The 21,615-nt window shown below is 67.6% G+C and carries 18 protein-coding genes and 1 pseudogene; 5 read left to right on the forward strand and 14 right to left on the reverse strand.

Annotation, left to right across the window (positions count from 1 at the left end):
- The first annotated feature begins 42 nt into the window (after positions 1–42).
- Complete coding sequence (locus PU630_RS15595; protein ID WP_275277977.1) at positions 43–507, forward strand: hypothetical protein; 465 nt, start codon at positions 43–45, stop codon at positions 505–507.
- Between the two features lie 39 nt (positions 508–546).
- Here PU630_RS15595 and PU630_RS15600 read toward each other — a convergent pair whose 3' ends face one another.
- The 9 genes and pseudogenes from PU630_RS15600 to PU630_RS15640 all read right to left on the reverse strand — a co-directional run bounded on the left by PU630_RS15600 (position 547) and on the right by PU630_RS15640 (position 12,797).
- Entirely contained in the window at positions 547–1,626 is a 1,080-nt protein-coding gene (locus tag PU630_RS15600; RefSeq protein ID WP_275277978.1) for a DNA N-6-adenine-methyltransferase, read from the reverse strand.
- A gap of 63 nt (positions 1,627–1,689) precedes the next feature.
- Complete coding sequence (locus PU630_RS15605) at positions 1,690–2,352, reverse strand: ParA family protein (protein ID WP_275277979.1); 663 nt, start codon at positions 2,350–2,352, stop codon at positions 1,690–1,692.
- 980 nt (positions 2,353–3,332) lie between these two features.
- Positions 3,333–3,794, reverse strand: coding sequence for a hypothetical protein (locus PU630_RS15610; RefSeq protein WP_275277980.1), 462 nt, complete (start codon positions 3,792–3,794; stop codon positions 3,333–3,335).
- A 216-nt stretch (positions 3,795–4,010) separates the two neighbouring features.
- Positions 4,011–5,044, reverse strand: a pseudogene (locus PU630_RS15615) (IS110 family RNA-guided transposase).
- 336 nt (positions 5,045–5,380) lie between these two features.
- Positions 5,381–7,036 (reverse strand): copper resistance CopC/CopD family protein, encoded by a 1,656-nt coding sequence (locus tag PU630_RS15620; RefSeq protein ID WP_275277981.1) that lies wholly within the window; start codon positions 7,034–7,036, stop codon positions 5,381–5,383.
- Positions 7,033–7,740 (reverse strand): YcnI family protein, encoded by a 708-nt coding sequence (locus PU630_RS15625; RefSeq protein ID WP_275277982.1) that lies wholly within the window; start codon positions 7,738–7,740, stop codon positions 7,033–7,035. The genes PU630_RS15620 and PU630_RS15625 overlap by 4 nt, the downstream gene beginning before the upstream one ends.
- Before the next feature lie 22 nt (positions 7,741–7,762).
- Positions 7,763–8,419: a DUF5134 domain-containing protein gene (locus PU630_RS15630; RefSeq protein ID WP_275277983.1), complete on the reverse strand. Its 657-nt coding sequence runs from the start codon at positions 8,417–8,419 to the stop codon at positions 7,763–7,765.
- A 47-nt stretch (positions 8,420–8,466) separates the two neighbouring features.
- Positions 8,467–10,722, reverse strand: coding sequence for a heavy metal translocating P-type ATPase (locus tag PU630_RS15635; protein ID WP_275277984.1), 2,256 nt, complete (start codon positions 10,720–10,722; stop codon positions 8,467–8,469).
- A complete protein-coding gene (locus tag PU630_RS15640) occupies positions 10,719–12,797 on the reverse strand; it encodes a cytochrome c oxidase assembly protein (RefSeq protein WP_275277985.1) in 2,079 nt (692 codons plus the stop codon). The genes PU630_RS15635 and PU630_RS15640 overlap by 4 nt, the downstream gene beginning before the upstream one ends.
- 95 nt (positions 12,798–12,892) lie before the next feature.
- On the opposite strand from PU630_RS15640, the gene PU630_RS15645 reads away from it, so the two are divergent.
- Both PU630_RS15645 and PU630_RS15650 read left to right on the forward strand, forming a co-directional pair.
- Positions 12,893–13,276, forward strand: a complete 384-nt coding sequence (locus PU630_RS15645; RefSeq protein WP_275277986.1) for a BlaI/MecI/CopY family transcriptional regulator — start codon at positions 12,893–12,895, stop codon at positions 13,274–13,276.
- 2 nt (positions 13,277–13,278) lie between these two features.
- Positions 13,279–14,106 carry a M56 family metallopeptidase gene (locus tag PU630_RS15650; RefSeq protein ID WP_275277987.1) on the forward strand — a complete coding sequence of 276 codons (828 nt, stop codon included), beginning with the start codon at positions 13,279–13,281 and terminating at the stop codon, positions 14,104–14,106.
- Between the two features lie 16 nt (positions 14,107–14,122).
- Here the strand turns inward: PU630_RS15650 and PU630_RS15655 are convergent, their stop codons facing one another.
- Positions 14,123–15,442, reverse strand: coding sequence for a YibE/F family protein (locus tag PU630_RS15655; protein WP_275277988.1), 1,320 nt, complete (start codon positions 15,440–15,442; stop codon positions 14,123–14,125).
- A gap of 625 nt (positions 15,443–16,067) precedes the next feature.
- Between PU630_RS15655 and PU630_RS15660 the strand changes: the two genes are divergently transcribed.
- Both PU630_RS15660 and PU630_RS15665 read left to right on the forward strand, forming a co-directional pair.
- Positions 16,068–16,442 carry a YoaK family protein gene (locus PU630_RS15660; protein WP_275277989.1) on the forward strand — a complete coding sequence of 125 codons (375 nt, stop codon included), beginning with the start codon at positions 16,068–16,070 and terminating at the stop codon, positions 16,440–16,442.
- 299 nt (positions 16,443–16,741) lie between these two features.
- The gene (locus tag PU630_RS15665; protein WP_275277990.1) at positions 16,742–17,605 is read left to right on the forward strand and encodes an SDR family NAD(P)-dependent oxidoreductase; all 864 of its coding nucleotides are present in this window, start codon (positions 16,742–16,744) and stop codon (positions 17,603–17,605) included.
- A gap of 500 nt (positions 17,606–18,105) precedes the next feature.
- Here the strand turns inward: PU630_RS15665 and PU630_RS15670 are convergent, their stop codons facing one another.
- Genes PU630_RS15670 through PU630_RS15685 form a run of 4 tightly spaced genes read right to left on the reverse strand, consistent with a single transcriptional unit; the run spans position 18,106 to position 21,599 of the window.
- A complete protein-coding gene (locus tag PU630_RS15670; protein ID WP_275277991.1) occupies positions 18,106–19,569 on the reverse strand; it encodes an ATP-binding cassette domain-containing protein in 1,464 nt (487 codons plus the stop codon).
- Entirely contained in the window at positions 19,566–20,273 is a 708-nt protein-coding gene (locus PU630_RS15675; protein WP_275277992.1) for an energy-coupling factor transporter transmembrane component T, read from the reverse strand. Before PU630_RS15675 ends, PU630_RS15670 begins: the two co-directional genes overlap by 4 nt.
- Before the next feature lie 19 nt (positions 20,274–20,292).
- Positions 20,293–20,937 carry an MptD family putative ECF transporter S component gene (locus PU630_RS15680; RefSeq protein ID WP_275277993.1) on the reverse strand — a complete coding sequence of 215 codons (645 nt, stop codon included), beginning with the start codon at positions 20,935–20,937 and terminating at the stop codon, positions 20,293–20,295.
- Complete coding sequence (locus PU630_RS15685) at positions 20,934–21,599, reverse strand: MptD family putative ECF transporter S component (protein WP_275277994.1); 666 nt, start codon at positions 21,597–21,599, stop codon at positions 20,934–20,936. The genes PU630_RS15680 and PU630_RS15685 overlap by 4 nt, the downstream gene beginning before the upstream one ends.
- Between the last annotated feature and the right edge of the window lie 16 nt (positions 21,600–21,615).

The raw sequence follows: 21,615 nt of genomic DNA on the forward strand, positions 1-21,615 counted from the left end.
GCTCATCGTTTCATCCACGTTTCGCCACGCCAGACTGCGTCGATGTCGAATCTCAGGGACCACGCGCATAGGGGCTCCATGGACACGAAAGAAAGCCAGCTCACACTGCCCCTCTTCCTCACGGCTTCGGAGGTCGAACATGGATTGCGGAACATTCCCGGGGCTCTGCCGCCCCTCCCCACTGGGACATCGTTTGGGGGTGAGCGAGTCTACCTAGTCCCAGAACTTGACGACTGGCTGTACGAATACGCTCTTCTCGAGAGCTTCCGGTCACCCGACGATGCGGTCAGGCTCTGCACGGATGTTCTTCTGCCCGGCGGGCGTACCGTCGACATCGCGCTCACGGAAGATGAGCTTCGTGTCGCCATCGCCGAGTCGCTGATGCGCGGAGAGAAGTTGCGGCTCGCCAAGGTCCTGGGAGACCTGGCAGCTCGCACCGACCTCGAACAGTTCGTCATCGAGATGGACGAACTCCTGACGGAGAGCGGACTCTTCGTCGTCGTCTAACCGCCTCCCGCCAAGCCCATCGACCGCCGCCGCCCCTGCTCACTCATGGGCGGCGGCGACTCGAGACGGGGAGTGCAGCTGTGCCGCGCCGGGGACGAGCAACCCGTACACGCGGCCCACGCTGCTGAAGATCTCCGTGAACCCACTCACGTTCGGCCCTAGGTAGACAAGCACCACGGGAAAAGGCGCCTCCCCCGCCGCGTCAGTGAACCGCAACCTCCCTCGCACGAACACCCGCGGGTAGGGCGCCAATCGGTCGATCCAAGCGGTGTTCACGCGAGCGGGCAGCAAGCACACGGCCTCCGTCACCGCTCCCTGCTCATATTCCTGCGCGAGTTTGGCGACCCATTTCCCTGGCGAGCCTTGACTGTTCCACGGCGGGTTGAGGAACACTCTTCCTTCCCACGCCTGGCTGAGCCCATCATCGACACGGGTGAAATGACGACCAGCGGTCACCCACGGATCCCCCATGTTGGACGCCGGGTCAAGGTCAATGTGTCCGAGCAGTTCCTCCACGAGCCGCAGGATGTGCGGTGGTGTGTACCACTCCTCGCTGCCGCTGGCGCGACGGAGCCGGTGATACTCGGCCACAAGTGCCCGGTCCTTGCCCGCGGCGCGAATGATCTCCGCTGCCGCCCGCACCGCCAGCAGCCCCTTCTCCACCTCGTCAACCAGATCCGCGGGAGCATGGTCGAGGACGAGCTTGCCGTCGCGCACAGTCCTCTCGCTGATGCCGAGCCGTTCGGCAGCGTCATGATGCGTGAGCGGCTTCTGCGACGAGCTGGCCGCGGTACGGTCGCCGCCATGCCGGAATCCAACGAGCCGTGCAGCTATGAGGGCACGCTGGCTCTGCGTGAGGTGACGGCGTGTCGAATTGGTGTCGACCACAAACTCGAGCGCCTCCCGATCCGTTCCAGTGAAGGACACAAATCGCGGCGACACACGTGCAACGCGACATGCCAACAGGCGGTTTCGACCATCAAGCACCGTCCCATCTGCATGCAAGACCACCGGCTCACGCAAACCATTACGACTGATCGACTCGGCGAGCTCGGCAAGCTCATCCGCAGCCATCAACGGGTAAATATTGGCGAGGGGATGAAAGGCGAGCTCAACCACACAACCATCATGCCGGCATCCCCTCCGTCAGCCTCGGCAACTACCAGGCCGCGAGAGCAGCCACTACGGATGCCGGCGACCTCGTTCCAACACGTGCAGGAGCTCCAGCGCCACCGGCAAGAAGTCTGTCGCCGCAGAGATGTCGCCTGGAATAGGCGGTCTCAGGCTCCCTGCTCTATCGATTCCCCAAGCAAGCCCTGGGGATAGACGAACGTGGCTGCTGAACAGCGGGGAGTTCAAGTCGTTCTCCACTACCCGCCGGAGATTCGCGCCCTGGGAACGGCTCCTGCCATCGATCATGTTCAACAAGATTCGAAATGATAGTCCCCGTGGGCGGAGATACTCGTCGACCGTTCGGCGCAGCGGAGCCACATTCACGGCGCCGGAAATGAAAGGCACGATCGCAAGGTCCGCCACATCCAACACAGCCTCCAGAGCCGGGTTGATCTCCGTGTCTGCGCTTGTGTCGACGAAGAGCAAGTCGTAGCTTTCCTCCAATCTGCGGAGTTGCCGGAGGGCTCCTGGGTCTACCGACGCGGTGTAGTCGCAAGGCAGCTCATATTCGGTCTCGCCATCAACGGCGCTCATCCAACTCTGTGCCTGCATCCGCGCGTCGGCATCAACCACCATGACCCGCTGATACCTGCCGGCAATGGCCGCCAGGTTCAAAGTCACCGTCGTTCGCCCAATGCCACCCTTCTGCCCTGCAACGACGATGATCCTCAAGACCTGTCCCCTGCCTTCCGCCTCTGCCGCTCGCCAGCGCGGTGCTGACGTCGCCGCCGCGAACGTCCGCTGACCGCGCGCTTGGTCACGCTACCGAGCCGGTCGCGCTCGTGTCGGATCAAGTGCAAGCACCCCGCCGCTCGGTGGTGTCACAGTTTCCTGCGAGGACCGCGCATGGACTCCTCCGTGAACACATGCGCACCGAACATGCCCCAGCCCGCACGGCCGGATTGGTGGACCCGCTATGGGCAAGTCGCCGCGGCCGCCCAAACGCTTGGGCGCTTGCCAAGGCTCAGCGACGGATTCCCGCGGGCCGTCGTCGCCTGGGCCGCCCGGCAGCGGCGTGCAACTCGGCTTACTGCCGAGAAGCGGGAAGCGTTGGAGAAGCTTCCGGGCTGGAGTGAGGACCCCCGTCATGATGCTTGGGAGCAACGGGCAGAAGAACTCAAGAAATTCGTCGACACGTTTGGCCGGCTTCCCCGAATAGGCGGGGATGAGGGCCGCGAATCAGCACTCGCGCACTGGTTCTACAGGCAAAGAGCCGCACTCGCCACGATCAGGCTCGACGATGACCGAGGCAAAGAGATACGCCGGGTTCTCGCCTATGCGACCCGGAGCAGCGACGCGAAATAGGTGCCACTGATGAGCCACAACTCATATCCCTTGACCCCCTTGACGCGCCATACCCTGAGATCGAGTGGGGTATGCGAGAAACCGCACGGCGCGGATGGGGGTGTCAAGTGTGCCGAGCGGCTCGCTCCCTGTCGCACCCAGAAGTCGCCAGTCATGTGCGAGTCACCCGCCCGGCAAGGAGACGCGCCGACATTATTCTTTCATGAACGGCCGGATCTGGTTCGGCGCTAGAAGTGGGCACCAGCGGATGCGCCTCTCAACCGTGTCCTCCCGCTCCGATGCTTCCTTCGGCCGAGCCGACGCGGCTGCCCGTAACACGGGCAGCCCCAGGCCTAGGCCCGCGTCACTTATGCGTATCGCCCGCCGGTGCGTCGGTCGAACGCGGCCTTGTTCTCCTCGTCGGTGCGCGGACGGTCGAAGATTTCGAGGAGACGGGCCGCGACGAACGCCGAGCCGATAGCGAGACGGAAGTCAGGGACCGGCACTGGCCCGGGTCCCTTGCGCTCGCGCATGGCATCGCAGATGTCCTCGTAGTCGGGAGCGTCCTGAACAGCGAGCATGATGGTCGTCCAGAGCAGGCCGGTCAGCGCCAGCCTCGGCGAGATACCCTCGAGCGAGAACCCATTCGCCTCAGCCCACTGCATGACAACTTCCGAGGCTTCTTCGGTGTGGTCCCCATCTTCAATGCCGAGCACCATGGTCCCGTCGTCAAGAATGCGTGCGTCGCGGTCTCCAGTGAAGCGATACCAAGGACGCTCCCCGTCGACAGTCGTAGACAGTTCAGTGCTGAACAACAGTGCAAGTGACATGGAAAATACCTTTCGTCAGTGCCGCGATAGGTGCGCAGCATCGACACCTCTATGCGCGGTGTCCGAAAGATCGTGCCCTGCCCCCAGTTCTCCCGGTCGCCGGGCGGGCAATCGGTGTGGATTCTCAAGAGAGATGGGACCGCTAGTTAGGTTTCTCAGGCTGGCTTACCCGAGAGCCGCTCCCCGCATACAAGCGACCGAGAACCTGGGATGCTTCTATGTCCTGTCAAGTCCGTCTTCGTGGGTCAGGCGACGGTAGAGGTGTCGGGCGAGGTGGCGCTTGAGTGATCTGCGGACTTCCTTCGCCGTGCGGCCCTCGGCGCGTCGCCGCTCGACGTAAGCGCGAGTCGGTGCATGGCGGGAGATCCGTGTCGGGACGATCGATGACAGTGCGCGATTGAGGCGCCTGTCGCCACCGCGATTGAGCCTGTGCCGGGTGGTGTTCCCGCTGGAGGCGGGCACGGGGCTCACTCCGGCGAGCACAGCGAACGCGGCTTCGGAACGGACCCGTCCGGGGTGCGACCACGCCGCGATGATCACGGCAACGTTGATAGCACCGATGCCAGCCTCATCGAGCAGAGCGGAACCATCGCTGGCCGCAACCAATGCGGTGATCTCGTCCCGATCGCCGGTGAGGTCCTCGTCGCAAGCAATCACCCGCTTGGCTAACCGGATCGCTTCACGGCGGGCTGTCGCCTTCCAGATCTTCCCGCCGTGCCCGCCACGCACCGATGACGGCGAACTGGTTCTTGGTCAGGGAGGTCCGGGCATCGACTCCCAGATCGACCGTGCGCAACAACGCCATTAGGGCGTTGATGGACCTTGTCCGTTCGAGGTTGACGAGGTCGCGAGCGCTGATCAGCACCCGCAGCGCGGCGCGGACTCTCTTGTCCTGACGCGGATCACGGAGCTGCTCAGTATCGACGCTGAGGACGGAGCGGGCGTTGAGCTCTGCGTCGATCTCGTCGCTCTTGCGCCGGCCACGCCGCTCCCGCGCTGGCGTCGGGGAACGACTCCACGACCCGGAAGCCAGCGTCCTGGCAGCAACGGGCAAGCCCCGCAGCATAGGACCCGATCCCCTCGACGGCGATGAGCACATCCGCCAAGCCACCCGTTCGACGCCCGATCCAGGCGACTGCTCGGGACAGTCCCGCTGGTGTCGTCGAGAACACCCGGGTGTCGATCCTCGCGCCAGTGTGAGCCTCGACGACGGCGAGCGTGGGCGTCTTCGCATGCGTATCCGCGCCGATGACCTACGTGAATGCGTTCGCAACGATGGTCATGGTGACTGTGATCCTTTCCACGGGGTTGACGTCACTGCTGGCGTCGACCCGGGAAGGTCACTTCGAGGCAGGCCTGTAATGGGCCACGACCGCCGCTAACGGTCGGGCAAGCTTCTGATCAAGCCATCGAAGTGGATAGGGTCGGCGCCGGCACCCACCGGGCCGGACAGATCCCAGGAAAGGCACCCTGCTCGAAAGCAGAAGGGCCAGACGATTCACGAGTTACAACCAAGCCGAGCACCAACACCAACCCTGCCAGCCGACGCCAGGCCAGCCACTACGAGACTTACAGACGGCTCACTGTCATCCCCAGACTCGATAGCTGGCGGCTGTCGCGTATGTTCCGGCACCGCCGAGGTCGACGGACAGTTGTATGGTCCACACTCCGCTGACGGGAGCGATCACGTCTCCAGTCCACGTGGTGTCGTCGTCGTGTTTGAGTTTCAGGGTGATGCCCGTGAGCGTGTCGGCGCTGATGGTGCCGGTGACCGAGCGAGCGGGTACTGGCTTCCCGTCGGGGTCCCGCAGTGCGATGGTCAGGTGCTGCACTCCGGTGTGCGTGGAGCCGATGGTGATCTGCGCGATGTCGTCGCCGGCGGGTGCAGTGATCGTCGTGGCTGGGCCATACGAGGTGCGTGCCGGCGGCAGCGCGACGAGGAGCGTCGTCACCGCGATGACAGCGATGGTGAGGGATGCCTCGATCGCGACGCTCGCGCGCACACGGCGTCGACTCGGCCTGAGCGCGTGCCGTAGCAGCCGACGATGTGAGGCCACGGCGGCACCCAGGGCGATGGTCACCAGCGCAAGCTTGACCAGCAGCGTGCGCCCATATGCGGTGTCGCTGATCGACGCCAGCGGCACGAGCTGTCGCCACGCCATGTACTCGCCGGTCGCCAGCAGCGTGCCGACGCTGGCGAAGGCTGCGATCGACCACCGATGCAGGCGAGCCAGCTCGCGTGGTGTGGCCTCAAGCCGGCCGACCAGGAGGGTCACGAGAATGAGGAGTCCCCCCGCCCAGAACGCCATCGCCGCCAGGTGCAGCACTGTCACCGGCACGGCGAGCCATGCATCCGAACCGCTGGCGGCATGACCGTCGACGGCAACGGTGGCCAGCACCGCAAGGGCCGTTCCGGCGGTGATCAGTCGCGTGAGGCGTCCCTGGCGTTCAGGACGCACGACGATGCTGATCGTCGTGAGCAGCACGATGAGGCGGACGAGTTCGGCGAGGCTGGTCGGTTCGGCGAGCGTCGTGCGGATGCCGTCCATGCGTACGACACCCGCCCAGCCGCTTCCGGTCGCGACTGGGCCTGCCAGCAGCAGCCGAACGAGAGTTCCCCCGACCAGCAGCGCCCATCCGAGCCAGCGTGCGGCCCGGGCGCGACGACGACGCACCGTCTCCGGCCAGATCGCCAACGCCGCCGCAGTCGTTCCGATCGCGAGGATGATGCCGAGGTAGACAGCGCCCTGCGCGGCGCCCGAGACCACCTGGAGCGGATCGGCACCGGATGCCTCGACGGGTGCCGGCGCGGCATCTGGATCGGCATTCACACCGAAGCGGACGGCTCCGCCGACGATGTGCCCGTCGGCGGAGACCACGCGGTAGCCGACGGTATACGCACCGTCGGGCAGACCGGGCGCGATCGGCACCAGCACCGTGCGCCCGTCTGCGGCGAGCCGGCCGCTGCCGCGGGCGACGTCGGTGCCGTCGTCTGCCACAGCCGTGGTGCCGTCGGCCGGCAACTGCACTGTCTCGTCGAACGTGAAGGTCACCTGGGTCGGCGCCGTGGTGAGGCGGGCGCCGTCCAACGGGTCGGACGTGACCAGCACGGCATGGGCCGATGCCGGCATCGCTCCCGCCAGAAGCTGCCACAGCACGAACAGCGCGACGACGACGGCGACGAGTCGGGCGCGGTGCGAGCCCGCCCGGCTCACCCGACGCCGCGTCGTCGCGGCGATCACGGCGCGTCCGGATCCTTTCGGCGGCCGCTGCGCACCAGAGCGATGACGGCGAGGACGAGACCGAGCGCGCCGGTGACGATCCCGGTCACGCCCAGCCCGATGCTCGAGCCGCCGTTCGCGGCGGGAGTCGGGTCGGCCGCGGCGGTCTCGGTGGTCGCGGCGGGTGCCACGGTGAGGGTCGGAGCGGGATGAGCCGGCTCGGCGTCGCCCTGCGCTCTTTCGTCCCACTTCACGACGGTGCCGTCACTGTAGGTCTGCGCGGCGGGGAAGGTGAGTACATCGACGTCGGGGATGGGGCCGACAGAGACGGCGAATGTGTCGAACTCGCCGGGCTTGATGCCGGTACCGGTCGCCGTCCAGGTCACGGAGGTGACGTAGGCGGTGAGCTCGTTGCCGTGTGCATCCTTCTCGGGAGTGGCCAGGTCCGCGGTGGACACGTGAGCGGTCCACCCCGCCTTCGGCTGGGTGGACACGGAGGTGATCGGCGTGTCCTCGGGGAAGGTCACTTTCAGCTGAGTGGTCGAGGCGGTCTCCGACTCGGTGGGCACACGGAAGGTGAGCACCGCATAGCCGCCGGCGGTGGCGTCTCCGTCGACCCGCACATGCGCGGATGCCGGAGCGGCGACGGCGACGATGAGGGCGGCGGCGGCCAGCATGCCGCCGAGGATGCCGCCGCGCCTGCGTCGGGGAGTGGATGCTGTCATGGCGTGATTTCCTTTCGTGGGTTCAGGACATGAGGAGGAAGGACGCTCCCATGCCGACTGCCATGACCAGGCTCGACAGCGCCTGGATCACGGGTGGAAGCGGGGCGCCGACCGTGGGCCCCGCGCCGCGGACGAGGGTGACGAGGAAGCAGACGGTCGCGGCGAGGAACATCGCGACGAATCCGAAGGTGATGACGACCGCCCACACCGGCTGCTGCCCGGCAGTGCCGGCAACGGGCGTGGTCATGTTCGGCATCGCCATGCCTGGCATCGCCATGCCCGGCATCTCACCGGCTTCGTGTGAATGGTCTGCCGTGCCGCCCGGCATCGTGATCGTCATGAGGGCGCTCATCCACGCCATCGAGATCATCATCGCAGCGTGGTAGCCGAGGGCGAGGGGGCCGTGGTGGCCGGAACCCGCACCGCCGTGCGCAGGGAACACCATCAGCGCGACGAACCAGAGCGCGGCCAGGGTGAACACGACGACCTGAAGCACCGTGGGAACGGCCATCGACCACGTCCACGGCATGATCGCCATGGACACGCTCATCAGCAGATGCGCGAGATACGAGCCACGGTCGACGGCTCGCCGAGAGGAGATCAGCCCGGCGACCGAACAGACACCGGTCGCCGTGAAGTACACGGTGAGCGCCCAGGCGAGAGTCGGGTCGGAAACCATGCGTTAACTCTACAACACGTAGAGACAATTGGATGCTGCTCCTCGCACTATCGGTGCAGGCGGGCGCTGCGCAGCCGGAGACTGTTCCACACCACCAGTACCGACGACAGCGACATCGCGGCCGCGGAGATGAGCGGGTTGAGCAATCCCGCGGCTGCGATCGGGATTGCTGCGACGTTGTACGCGAACGCCCAGCCCAGGTTTCCGTGGATGGTGCGCAGTGTGCGCTGCGCGAGGGCGAGGGCGTCGGCGATGACGGTCAGGTCGTCGCGAACGAGGATGATGTCGGCGGAGCGGATCGCGATGTCGGTTCCGGTGGCGATCGCCATTCCCAGATCGGCGGTTCCCAGTGCCGCCGCGTCGTTGATGCCGTCGCCGACCATTGCCACCCGGTGCCCCTGACCGCGCAGTGCGGCGATGACGTCGGCCTTCTCGTCCGGGAGCACCTCGGCGCGCACGTCGTCGATGCCGAGCTCGCCGGCCACGCGCCGTGCCGCGGCCGTGCTGTCGCCGGTGAGGAGAACCGGGTGCAGTCCCATCCGCGTCAGGCGGACCAGCGCGTCCTTCGCGCTCGGGTGCACATCGTCTGCGATGCAGAAGAGGGCGATCACCTCGTCGTCGCGAACGAGGAAGACGACGGTGCGCCCGTCATGTTCCGCGGTCTCGACCGTGTCCGTCGCCCAGGCGGGCACGGTGATGCACAGGTCGTCGAGCAGCCCTGCACTGCCGACGCTCACCGCGCGACCGTCGACCAGGCCTGCTGCACCGCGGCCCGGCAGCGTCCGGTAGTCGCGCACCTCGGGCAGGTCGGTGACCCGGCCTGCGGCGGCGGTCGTGATAGCGGCGGCGATGGGATGCTCGGAACCGGCTTCGATCGCGGCCGCGAGCCGCAGCACGGCAACACGATCTTCCCCGGGCGCCACCTCGACGCCGGTCACGCGGGGCGTGCTGAGCGTCACGGTCCCGGTCTTGTCGAGCACGATGGTGTCGATGCGCCCGGAGGCCTCCAGCGCCGCCTGCCCTTTGATGAGGATGCCCAGCTGCGCGCCGCGCCCGACGCCGACCATGAGCGCGGTCGGCGTGGCCAACCCCAGAGCGCAGGGGCACGCGATGATCAGCACGGCGATGCCGACGCCGATGGCATGGCCGACCGAGGCGCCGCCGACAAGCCACGCGGCGGTCACGACGATCGCCGCCGCGATGACGGCCGGCACGAACCACCGCACGATCCGGTCGACCAGGGCTTGCACCCGCGCCTTCGAACTCTGCGCCTGCTCGGCCATGGCCGTCAGCTGCGCCAGTCGCGTGTGTGCGCCGACGGCCGTCGAGCGCACGACGACGCGCCCGTCCCGACTGATGGTGCCCGTGACGATGTCGTCTCCGGGGCCGGTGTCACGCGGGAGGGGCTCTCCGGTCAGCGAACTGGTGTCCACCCCCGCGCGCCCGTCGACGACCGTCCCGTCGACCGGCACTGTCTCGCCGGCGCGCACCACGACCAGCTCTCCCACGCGCACGGTGGCGGTGGGAACGACGGTCTCGACGCCGTCTCGGACCACGCGCGCGCGGTCGGGGGCGAGCCGAGCCAAGCCATCGAGGACGTCCCCGGCCCGTCGCCGCGAGCGGGTCTCGAAGTAGCGTCCGGCCAGCTGGAACGTGGTCATGCCCGCGGCCACGTCGAGGTAGATCGAGCTGGCACCCGCCGGGGTCATACCGTAGCCGATCCAGTAACCGCCGGCATCCTCGCCGAAGAACAGTGTCGCCACCGCCCAGCCGAACGAGACGGCGATGCCGAGCGAAACGAGCGTGTCCATCGTCACCGAGCCGTGGCGGAGGTTGCGCAGCGTCGCCCGGTGGAACGGCCACGCCGCCCACACGACGACAGGTATCGCCAGCGCGACGCACAGCAGTTCCCATCCCGGAAACCGCAGCCGAGGCACGAGGGCGAGCACCAGAGTGAGATCCATCAGCGGAAACGCGAGCAGCGCGGCCAGCAGCAGACGTCGCCGCAACGATCCGATGCGCTCGAGCGCCGCGCGGCGCGACCATTCGTCGTCCCCGTCGACGCGCACGGCCGCGTCGTACCCGGCCTTGCGCACCGCCGCAACCGCAGCGTCGGCGCGCTCGGGGGCAAGGCCGGACACCAACGCCCGTTCGGTGGCGTAATTCACCGACGCCGACACCCCGTCGAGCCGGTTCAGGGCACGCTCGACGCGGCCCGCACAGGAGGCACAGGTCATCCCGCCGACCGACAGCTCGACGACCGGAGCCGCTGTCGGCTCCGCGGTGACGAGAGATGTGCTCATCGTGATTCCTCCTGATCCAGCAGGGCCGGGGTCGCCTGCCTGTGCGATCGCGTCTCGAGTTCCTGCAGCATCCTGTTGTATGCGTCGAAGTCGTCGTCCAGACCGGTGTCCAGGTGCCGGTCCTTGCGGCGCGCCTCGCGCTGGTCCTGCCGCGCCCACTGGATGCCGAGGGCGATGACCACGATCAACAGCGGGATCTCACCGCCGGCCCACGCGATACCGCCGCCAACGTACTGCGTCGCCATCAGGTCCCCCATCCACGCCGATGCAACGGTGCGATAGAAGTTGTCGGCGACCGGCGTACTGGCGGTCATCAGGATCACGCCGAAGAACGCGTGGAACGGCATCGCCGCCAGTGCGAAGCCCAGCTTGCCGATCGGCGGGAGGGGCCGCGGGGGCCGATCCACGCCGATGATGAGCGCGAAGAAGAGGTAACCGACCAGCAGGAACTCCACGTCCATGAGCCGATGCGCCCAGTGGTAGCGGATGAACGTCTCGAACAGCGGCGTGAAATACAGCACGTAGTAGGTCGCGATGTACGCGATGAACACGCGTAGCGGATGGAACACGAGTCGCATTCCGTCCCACTGCAAGGCAACCGTGAGCCATTCATGCACTCCTGCGGGCTCAGTCCTCCTCGTCGGTGCGGTGGCGCGCAGCAGCAGGGTGATCACGCCGCCGAGCACGAGAAACACCGGAGCGAGCATGTTCAGCGTCATGTGGTCAGCCATGTGCACGGCGAAACTCGCTCCGGCGTACTTGCCGACTCCCGAACTCGTCGCTACCACGACGATCGCCCAGCCGACGATCCACGATGCTGTGCGCCCGAGAGGCCAGTCATCGCCGCGGCGGCGCAGCCGGATGACCGCGGCAAGGTAAACGCCCACCGCAGCCACTGCGATCGCGAGGAACAGCAGATTCGGCCGCCAATCGACCGTGAGCGTCGCCATCGTGGGCGCGCTCGGCAGGTCATAGCCGAAGAACAGCTGCTCGACGCTCGTCGGAGTGAAATAGACCGGCGGCGGCACACGCAGCATCGCCGCGCTCGCACCCGCGTAAGCGGCGGCGATGACCACTCCGGCACCCAGGGCCAGACACAGCACGCGGTCGGTGAGCTGCCGTCGGCGCCACCACAGGCTGAACAGCACGCCGCCGCCGGCCACGAGGACCACCCCGCGCAGCCCGACGAGGACCCACGTAGGGTTGCCCGTTCCCGGGCCGGCGAGTCGGAAGGCCGCGTCGACGATGTCGCACAGCACCACGAGCACCCAGCATCCCGCCGCCAGCAGCCACGTGCGCCGCAGCGTCACGGGTCGCAAGAGCCGCCCGGCGGACACTCTCGCCGCCAGCAGTGCCACCGGCGCGAACAGCGCTGCCGCCGCGATCGTCTGCACGGTTGCGGCATCCGAACCGTAGTCGTGCCCCGGCCCGACGAGAACCTGCCCGACCACGACAGGTGCCAGCATGGCGACGGCCGACATCACGAGCGGTGCCAGCAACCCGGCCCAGCGTTGCGCGAACTGGACAGCCAGAGTGGTGACGGTCGCCAGCAGAAACACGACGATCCAGGCGCCGGGCAGGTAGGTGGCCTGGACGAGATAGCTCAACCCACCAGGGACCAGCAAGCGCGACAGCGGGGCGCCATTGGCGTCGGCGGCGTCCACCCCGATCATCAGGAAGGACAAGATCATCCAGCACAGCGCCGAGATCCGGGCAATACGCCATTCCGGCTCGGTATCCACATCCAGCCGCCCCCGGCCGGGCCGCCCGAGCAGGAACATCAGTACGACGAGCGAGCCGACCGTGATCCAGCCGGCCAGATCCGTCGCTGTGCGCAGGACCGTCGCGGTCACGGCGGTGACCGCGCCCGGATAGTCGCGGAAGAGCTTCGTGTAGGGCTCCGCACCCAGCAGAATCGTGGTCAGCGCGGGCGCGGCGACGGCGATGACGGTTGCTACAGCGGCAACGGCGATGACGACCGTACGATTGCGAGAGATGGTGGCGCGTTCGTAGGCAGGCAATTCGCTGGAGTCGGGTGTCGCGGCGGCGGCACGGGTCGCCGCGGTCTTGTTCATGCACTCATCCTTCCCGCATAGCTCTACGACTTGTAGTCTAAGCGGTCGAGGACACAGTACTCCACAACTTGTAGAATCATCGACGGGAGGTTCACATGGCCGGGGTCCGAACGCGGCAACGCGGCGAGCTCGAAGCGGCGGTCCTCGCTGTTCTGCGCCGCAGCGACGCCCCGTTGAGCGCGAACGAGGTGCGTGAACGGCTCGAAGGAGACACCCCGGCCGGAACGACCGTGTTGACGGCGCTGGACCGCCTGTACGAGAAGGGACACGTGGTGCGTCTCCAGCAGTCGCCACGGAGAGTCCGCTTCGCGGCAGCGCAGAGCGAGGCGGAGAGCGCGAGCGCCGCCATGCTGCTGGCGCTCGAGCAGAACGAAGACCGTCGCGCCGTTCTCCTCAAGTTCGCCGGAGACCTCGACCAGGGCGACGCGGAGCTGCTGCGGGCGGCACTGCGACCCGGCAAGCGAGAGCGCAAGCCGTGATCGTGGCCGTTCTTCTCCTCTTCTTCGCGATTGGCACGGCCTGGTTCAGCCCGCGCGTGCTCACCCTCGGGCGATGGCAGGTTCGCCGTCCACGTCTGGCTCTGAGCCTGTGGCACATCGCCTTCCTCTGCGGCCTGCTCTCAGCTGCCGCGGCTGTCGTCGCCGCTGTGGTGGCCACCCTCACGGTCACCGCCGGTGCCGGACAATTCGCCGTCGTCATCAGTGTCGCGGGGTGGGCGGCGCTGGCTGCGGTCGGCGGCGCTGGCACGCTCGTCGTCGCCGGGGGCGACGATGTCGCGGACGCGTCCAGGCGAAACCGCGGCGCCGTGCTCGCGCTGCCACACACCGCGCGGCTGCTGGATACGCGCACGGAGCTCAGGGTCTGTCGATCCGACGAGGTCTTCGCATGCAGCATCCCCTGCGCTCGTGGCATCGTCGTGGTCACCACGAGCCTTGTCTCCTTGCTCACCCCAGCACAGTTGCACGCTGTCGTCGCGCATGAGAAGGCGCACCTGAGGCAGCACCACCACCTCGCACAGCGCCTTGCCGACCTGAATATCGCGTGCCTGCCACGCAACGCTGCCACTCGACGGCTACGCGGCGCGACCGCGCTGCTGATCGAACTCATCGCCGACGATGACGCGGCACACAAGGCCGGCGCAGTGCACCTGGCCAACGCGCTGGCACGGCTGGCGAAGGAGACAGGGGATGCGTACATGGATCTGCGTGCCGAGCGTCTGACGCATCGCCGTTGGAGGTCGTCGTCGAGGCCCGCATCGCTGCCGCCGGTGTACTCCTCGGTTGGTCGCGCATGCACTGCCGACGCTTGAGCCTCAGCTGGCACCATCACCCGGGGGATGAGGGCGTAACTCTCGCAGTTGTCGGAGAAGCGGGTGCCTCTTCCGCTGCATCTGGGGGCGCCTTCAGCGCCCGCAGCCACTCGGCGGTGGAGGTGGATTCCGGAGGCACATCAGCAAGGGCGTCCTGCTCGCCCTCTCGGTTCTCCCGGGGGGTGTCGGCCGGAAGCAGCAGTGCGGCGATCGCGGTCGTTATCGGCACCGCTAGGACGAGCCCAATGCCGCTGCACAGGGTGCGGATGATTTCGGTCGCGATGTCCTCGTAGCTGAGCAGACTGAGCAGCGGCCGGTTGTAGATGTACAGCAGGAGCAGCACGCTCAACGATGCGCCCGCGTAGGCGAAGACGATCGTGTAGATGGTCGACGCGATGTGATCGCGACCGATCCGCATCGCGCGGGTGAAGATGTGGCGGCGGGGCAGATGCGGAGCCGCCGCGCGCAACTCCCAGACGGACGAACTCTGAGTGATCGTGACATCGTTCAGCACCCCGAGCCCGGCGATGATGATTGCGCAGGTCAGCAGTCCCTGGAAGTTCATGTGTGAGGTCATCCCTGCCAGGAAGCTCGCCTCCTCGTCCCCGATTCCGCTGAGCCGGCTGGTGCCGACGGCCAATTGCGCGATCAGGGCTGTGATCAGCACTCCGGCGAGCGTCCCGGCCAGAGCGGCGCTCGTGCGCAGGGAGAGACCGTGGGCGAGGTAGAGCACGACGTACAGGATCGCTGAGGCGCCTGTCAGCGCGACCGCCATCCCCGAGCCGCCGCCCAGAAGCGCGGGGAGGATGAAAGCGACGATCATGAGACCGCTGAAGGCGAGACCGACCAGCGCGAGCACTCCGCGGAGCAAGCCCACCGCCGCCACGACGAGAACGAACAACCCCACCCAGAGCGCAAGGGGTGCGGTGCGCACGATCCCGAAGACGGAGACCTCCGGATCGACGCCACCGGTATCCGACGAGTCGATGCCGGCCACCGGCGGGCTGACCATGAGCTCCAGGGTGTCCCCGGGCCGCAGTCCCGCGCCGGCGAACGGTCCCTGGAGCTCTACGGTGGCCGTCGTGTTCGCCCGTCGACCGCTGAGGATCCTGACTTCTGCGAGTTCGCACGCGGAGGTCTCCGTATCGGGCTGGGAAGAGGATGGTTCTCCCAGATCCGGGCACTGCGGGGTGATCGACACGATCTCGGCGTTCGGGAACGTCGTCCCCTTGGCCGCGAACTGTGCGGCGTCGGATGACACGGTCGCGCGGCCGCCGTGCGGCCACAGCGCGATGAGCCCGATCATCGTGGCGACCGCCACGGTGCAGAGGACCACCAACAAGACGTTCCTCGGCACACGCGCGACCGCAGTGCGGACAGTTTGCGAGCGGGCGTGGGAATGAGTGTGACTCATTTGTACCTCCGGGTGAGCGCGTCACACGTTACTCGGATGATCGCTCTACGCCGCGGCGACAGCACCGGAAACTGCTCTTCCCCGGGCCGATCGGGCCAGGGGCCATCGCGTGCTGCTCCGGCAGTCAGTCGGAAGTCTGGATACGCGCCGGGTATCGCGTCAACACCGGTGACTGGTCGTGGCTGGGCAGGTCGATCCAAGACAACTGGAGACCCGCTCACTACGACATCCCCTTCCTGCGTCGCGCCCGCTCAGACGTCCCTGTCCCAACGGCTCACCGCACGCCCCAGAGAGAACCGGTCGCAGATCCGCAGAATCGAGACCCGCTTCCGCGGTGCGTTCGCGTACGTGTCAGCCGAACTTGCCAACAGCGATGAGCTCCCGCTGATGCGATTGCGGTACGGCGGGGACTGCACAACTCTTCGGGCCTCGCGAACTACCGCGCCAGCCACGACGACAGACCAACGTGTTCCTGCGGCTCTTCGACTGAGACGATGAACCCGAGGGACTCCGACGCGCCCACCTGGCGGGCCTGTTCACACTGACCGTGGCGACCGGGGTCGTGGACGCGGTCAGCTACCTCGCGCTCGACCACGTGTTCACCGGGAGCATGACCAGCAACGTACTTTTCGTCGGCTTCGGGCTCACCAGCTCCGGCGAGGTGCCGCTGCTGAATAACGCCCTCGCGCTGGCCGGCTTCCTCGCCGGGACAGTCGTCGCAGGGCGCATCGTGCGCGGACGGACGCATGCGACGCGGCTGCCGAGTACGCACCTGACGCTCAGGCCTGGTACGGCGCTGGGGGATCGTCTGGCTGCTGCTGGAATCGCTCCACGGCGGGTGGCTGCTCGGCTTGACCGCGGTACGCGCGATTGCGATGGGCACCCGGGCTGTGGCTGCGCGGGGCGCGGATCTCCGGCGTGACCACCGTGGTGATCACCTCCGCCCTGGTCAACTTCGCCCTCGACTCCCCGTTCGCAAACGGCCACGATGAGAGATGGGTGCGCCGCGCCGGATCGGTCGTGTCCATGAGGAGCCGGCGCCGCAATCGGTGCGCTGCTGATGAAGGGGTCGTCCGGCGCTTCAGCGCTCCTTGTCGCCGGGGCGTGCATGGGCCTCGGTGCGGGATTGCTCGCAGCGGCCAGACACAGCGAGGCGCGGGCGCTCAGGAGTCGGACTTCATGACGAACCAGACAATGGACTAGAACGAGAAGGGAAATGTCATGAGCGAGAACCAGAACAAGAAGGTCGTAGTCATCACCGGCGCGGCCCGCGGCATCGGCCGCGCCACAGCGGTCGCCTTCGCCAAAGCCGGTTACGACGTCGCCGGTGCGGACATCGCCGCGCAGGCCAGCGCCGTGATGGACTACGAGCCCGCGACCGAGGCCGACCTCGCCGAGACGGGAAGGCTCGTTCAGAAGGCCGGCGCTGTCTGGCTGCCGGTGGTCTTCGACCAACGTAACCGCGCGGCGGTGAAGCAGGGCTTCGATGAGATCGTCGGCCATTTCGGCGGCATCGACGTGGTCTTCGCCAACGCCGGCATCCAGGGCTTCGCCTCGTTCCTGGACATCAGCGACGAGCTCTGGGACGACCAGATCGACATCAACCTCACCGGCACCGCCAACGTCCTCCGGGCCGCTGCACCGCTGCTCATCGAGCGCGGCAGCGGGCGGATCATCATCACCTCCTCCACACAGGGCCAGCACGGCACCCTCGACGGATCCGGGTACTCAGCCTCGAAGTGGGGGCTGATCGGATTGATGAAATCCGCCGCTCTGGAACTCGGCAAGCACCGCATCACCGTCAACGCAGTGATTCCCGGGCTCATCAACACCCCCCTGACCCGTCACGAGGACCGCTACGCGCAGATCATCCGCACCGGCGGCCACGAGCCCACCGGCGACGTGGCGGAGGACGAGAAGACGGCGGCTGATGCGCAGCGGGGCAAGCTCCCGCTCGGGGTGCCCTGGGTCGAGCCGGAGGATGTCGCCCCGCTCGTGGTCTTCCTGGCCTCCGAGGGCGCACGGATGGTCTCCGGCACGAGCTTCGCGGCCACCGGGGGCGACAGCGCGAACATCACCGCGTGAGACGGCGCTGACCTGACCGGGCATCCGACCGCACCGCGGACCGCAGGATCACCCTCCAGGTCCACGTGCCGAGCGGCGAGACCGCGGCGGCCAGGGCGTTCTACTCCCGGCTGCTCGACCTAGAGCCGGACTTCGAGCCCCACGACCAGTTCGCGCTCGGTCACGGTGATGACGTTCATCCAGTGTCCTCCCTTGTCATCGGCTGTTGAGGGGGGAGTGGTGTCTGTCCATCCACACTGCTTGCGCGCGGAGTCGCCAGGCACGAGCGCGCTCCGACCTGACCCGCTATCGCAGGTAGTTGTGGCAAAGCTGTCGGGCGCGACGGGAACAGGCGTTGAGTCTCGGGGACGCGGTCGCGCCCCACCGGGCGCGACGGTGGCGGGAGCGGGCGCTCACCACGGCGAAGGCAAGGCTGCATGCGCGTCCACTGTGTGGCAAAGCAGGGAGTTCCAGTCGTCGACGTTGTCGCACGTCCCGTCGCGCGCCTCCTTCGAAGAGGCTCACATACGCGTGGGGAGCCGGTTGCTGAATGCAGCGGTTCTCAGCAGAGTGAGGGAGAGCTGGCGGTCAGCCGCGATGGCGAGGAGGTCCTCGTCGTGGCTGATGAGCAGGACCACGGCGCCATCGGCGGCGACCTGGCGGATCTGTTCGGAGATCGACTGGAGGTGGCGGCGGTCGACGCCGGAGCTGGGTTCGTCGAAGATTACGATGTGCCGCCCGGCCACCCGCACGGCAGCGACGACGAGACGTTGCTGCTGGCCACCGGACAGGGACAGCGGGTGACGTTCAGCGAGGTGGGCGAGGTCGAGCGCGGCGAGTACCTCTGCGCCGGCGGGAACCTGTTCGGTATTGGTGTCGGCAAATTCGATCTCAGCCTCGACGCTCTCGGTGAACAGCTGCCGTTGCACGTCCTGCATGACGATCGCGCTCGCCCGTTGGCGGCCGCGACGGGACAGCCGCTTTTGGTCCAGCCAGGCCAAGCCGGAGCTGCGCTGCAGGCCGGTGATGATGCGGGCGAGCGTGGATTTGCCGGCGCCGTTGACTCCGCGGATGGCGGTCACCTCCCCGGCGGCGAAGGCGACGCGGTCGAGGTCGAGGACGAGACGGCCGCCGAACCGACACCGGATCCCGGCGAGCTCGAGCGCGGCGGACGGCACTCGCTCGGACGCGATCGGGTGGGCGGCGCTGGCGCCGGCGGCCGGGATCTCCGGCAGCTGGACGGACCGCGCGATGCCGCGGAGGCCTTCGCGGGCGAGGTCCTCGTCAGGGACGGCACGGAACTGGGTGGCGGTCCATTCGACATCGATGGTCCCGTCGCGCATCACGAGGACCCGGTCGACGAGGTCCTGGAGATAGCGCAGCCGGTGCTCGGCGATGACGATCGTGACGCCTTCGTCCTTTAGTGTCCGGAGGGTGTCGGTGAGGCGGTGAACGGCGTCGGTGGAGAGGTTGGAGCTGGGTTCGTCCAGCAGCAGGATGCGGGGTTCGTGGGCGCGGGCGGCGGCGATCGCGACCTGCTGCTGCTGGCCGCCGGAGAGCTCCTGCAGGCTCTGGCCGGTCGGCAGGTGCCCGGCGAGGGTGTCGACGAGCTCGGCGACCCGATGCCGGATCCGTTCGGGCGCGACACCGAAGTTCTCCATCGCGAAGCCGATCTCCTCCGGCGCGGTGTCGGTGAAAAACTGGCGGCGGGGGTGCTGCAGGACACTCCCGGTGACCAGGCCGATCTCATCCAGTTCCGCGTCGGCGGTGACGATCCCGTCGACGGTGACGGTTCCGGTGAGGACACCGTCGTCATGGAAGTGCGGGATGAGTCCGTTCATGAGCCGCAGGGCGGTCGACTTCCCAGAGCCGCTCGCCCCGCAGAGGATGACGAACTCGCCGGGGCGGATGCGCAGATCCAGGTCGCGCAAGCTGGGGGTCTCGGCGTGGGGGTAGGTCCAGCTGACGTGGTCGAGGCGGATCATGTCAGCGGCGCGGGAAGGAGCAGGGCCGCCGCGGCGAGAGCTGCGACCAGCAGGACGAGGACCAGGTCGGGGGCGCCGAAGCGGGGCGCGTTCATGGAGGTCGGGATGCGGTGCGAGCCGAGTCCCCGCAGGATTGCGGAGGCGGAGAGGTCTTCGCTGGCGCGCAGGCTCGCGGCGATCATCGGGACCGTGAACCGCTCGACACTGAGCACGGGGTGGCGCATCAAGCCACGGACCCCGATCAGGCCGCGCAGTCGCATCGCGTCGAGGACCGCGGCTGCCTCGGTGCCCACAACGGGGAAGAACCGCAGCATGACGGCGAGGGTGACCGAGATCGGGCGCGGGATCCGCCAGGTACGGAACGCCGCCGCCAGCTGCGTGGACGAGGTGGTGGCGATGAGGTGCGCACCGACGCCGATCGCGACGAGGAACCGGATGAGGTAGACGCAGGCGATGGAGATGATCGCGGTGAGGGGGTTGGGCCACCACACCGGCAGAAGCCAGCCAAGCATCCACATCGCGGCGGCGACCATCGGCAGCCCGGCAGCCCTACGCCACTCCCCCTCCCACACGGCGAGGCCGATGGCGAGCAGCAGCGCGTAAGGGACGAACCGGTTCCCGGCGGGGCTCATCACGGCGATGCTGCACGCGATGACCAGGACGATCTTGGTGCGCGGGTCCAGACCCAGCCGGCGCAGCGACACCGCCGGCAGGGTCTGGACCTCAGGCGAGGCCGGCGCGGACAAAGTGCTTGCGCAGGATCGCCGAGCCGAGCAGCCCGCCGAGGAACGATGCGACGAGGGTTCCGCCGGCCAGGCTCCCGATCACGGGGGTGGACAGGAGCGTGTCGGAGGCGCGGACGTAGTCGTCGCCCATCTGCGTCCAGCTCGAGGACGCGAAGTAGGCCTGCCGGTCGGTCAGAAGCGGCAGGAACGGGGTGAAGAAGCTCAGCCCGAACACCGTGTACGCCCAGATCGTCGCCCACTTCGACCGGTAGCGGCCGGCCCAGAGGATGAGCTCGGCGATCAGGGCGAGGACGATGATCCCGGCCGTGCTGAGCAGCGTGTTGCCGCTGAGCAGGTAGAAGAGGGCGACCACGATCCCGAACAGGGTCAGCATCCCGGCGTGCTTGACGCGGGTGAGAAACAGTATCACTGTCACCCCGCCGACGATCGCCTGGAACAAGACGATGACCAGCCACACCAGAGGGGAGAGGATACCCAGCATCCCGATCACGTAGGTCGCGACGATGAAGATCACCGCGAAGATCGCGACCCGCAGCAGGTCGCGGGCGGAGAACCGCAGCGAGAACCGCGGCCGCTGAAGAGCGGCGTCCGTCGGGGCGGTGGTTTGCGCTTCGGTGCTCATGCGAGGCCCGCCTTGCGGAAGTGCTTGCGCAGCGTCGCGGTGCCCAGCAGCGCGCCGAGGAACCCGCAGACGATGGAGGCGGCGACCATGATCAGCACCGCCGGGATGGTGACGGTGTCGGCGAACTGGGTCATGTAGGCGGAGCCCATGGTGCCCTTGCTCTCCGCGAGCAGGTAGGCGTCGCGGTCGAGGAAGAACGGCACCCAGGGTCCGATGAACCAGACCGAGAACACGGTGTAGGCCCAGATCGCCGCCCACTTGGACTCGTACCTTCCGGCCGCCAGGACCAGCTCCGCGACGAGCGACGCGGCGATGGTGATCAGAGTGCTCTGCCAGGGGTGACCCATCATCAGGAAGATCAGGGCGACGACCACGCCGAAGAGGGTGACCATGCCGGCGTGGCGGACACGGGTGAGGAACAGCATGTACGGGACGCCGGCCGCGATCGGGCTCAGCGGCAGGGTGATCAGCATCACGAGCGGGCTGACTATGCCGAGCATCGCGACAACGAACACGATCACGAAATAGATCACCGCGAAGATCGCCACGCTCAGCAGGTCACGTGCGGAGAACCGCAACGAGAACCGCGCAGGCTCGACTTCCGCGCGCCGCGCGCCGGGTGGCGACGCGGCGGTGCGGACGGGCACGGGTTCATCGGTCATGGTGAGGTCCCTTCAG

The organism is Microbacterium horticulturae (assembly GCF_029094505.1).
In the GTDB taxonomy this organism is placed as follows: domain Bacteria; phylum Actinomycetota; class Actinomycetes; order Actinomycetales; family Microbacteriaceae; genus Microbacterium; species Microbacterium horticulturae.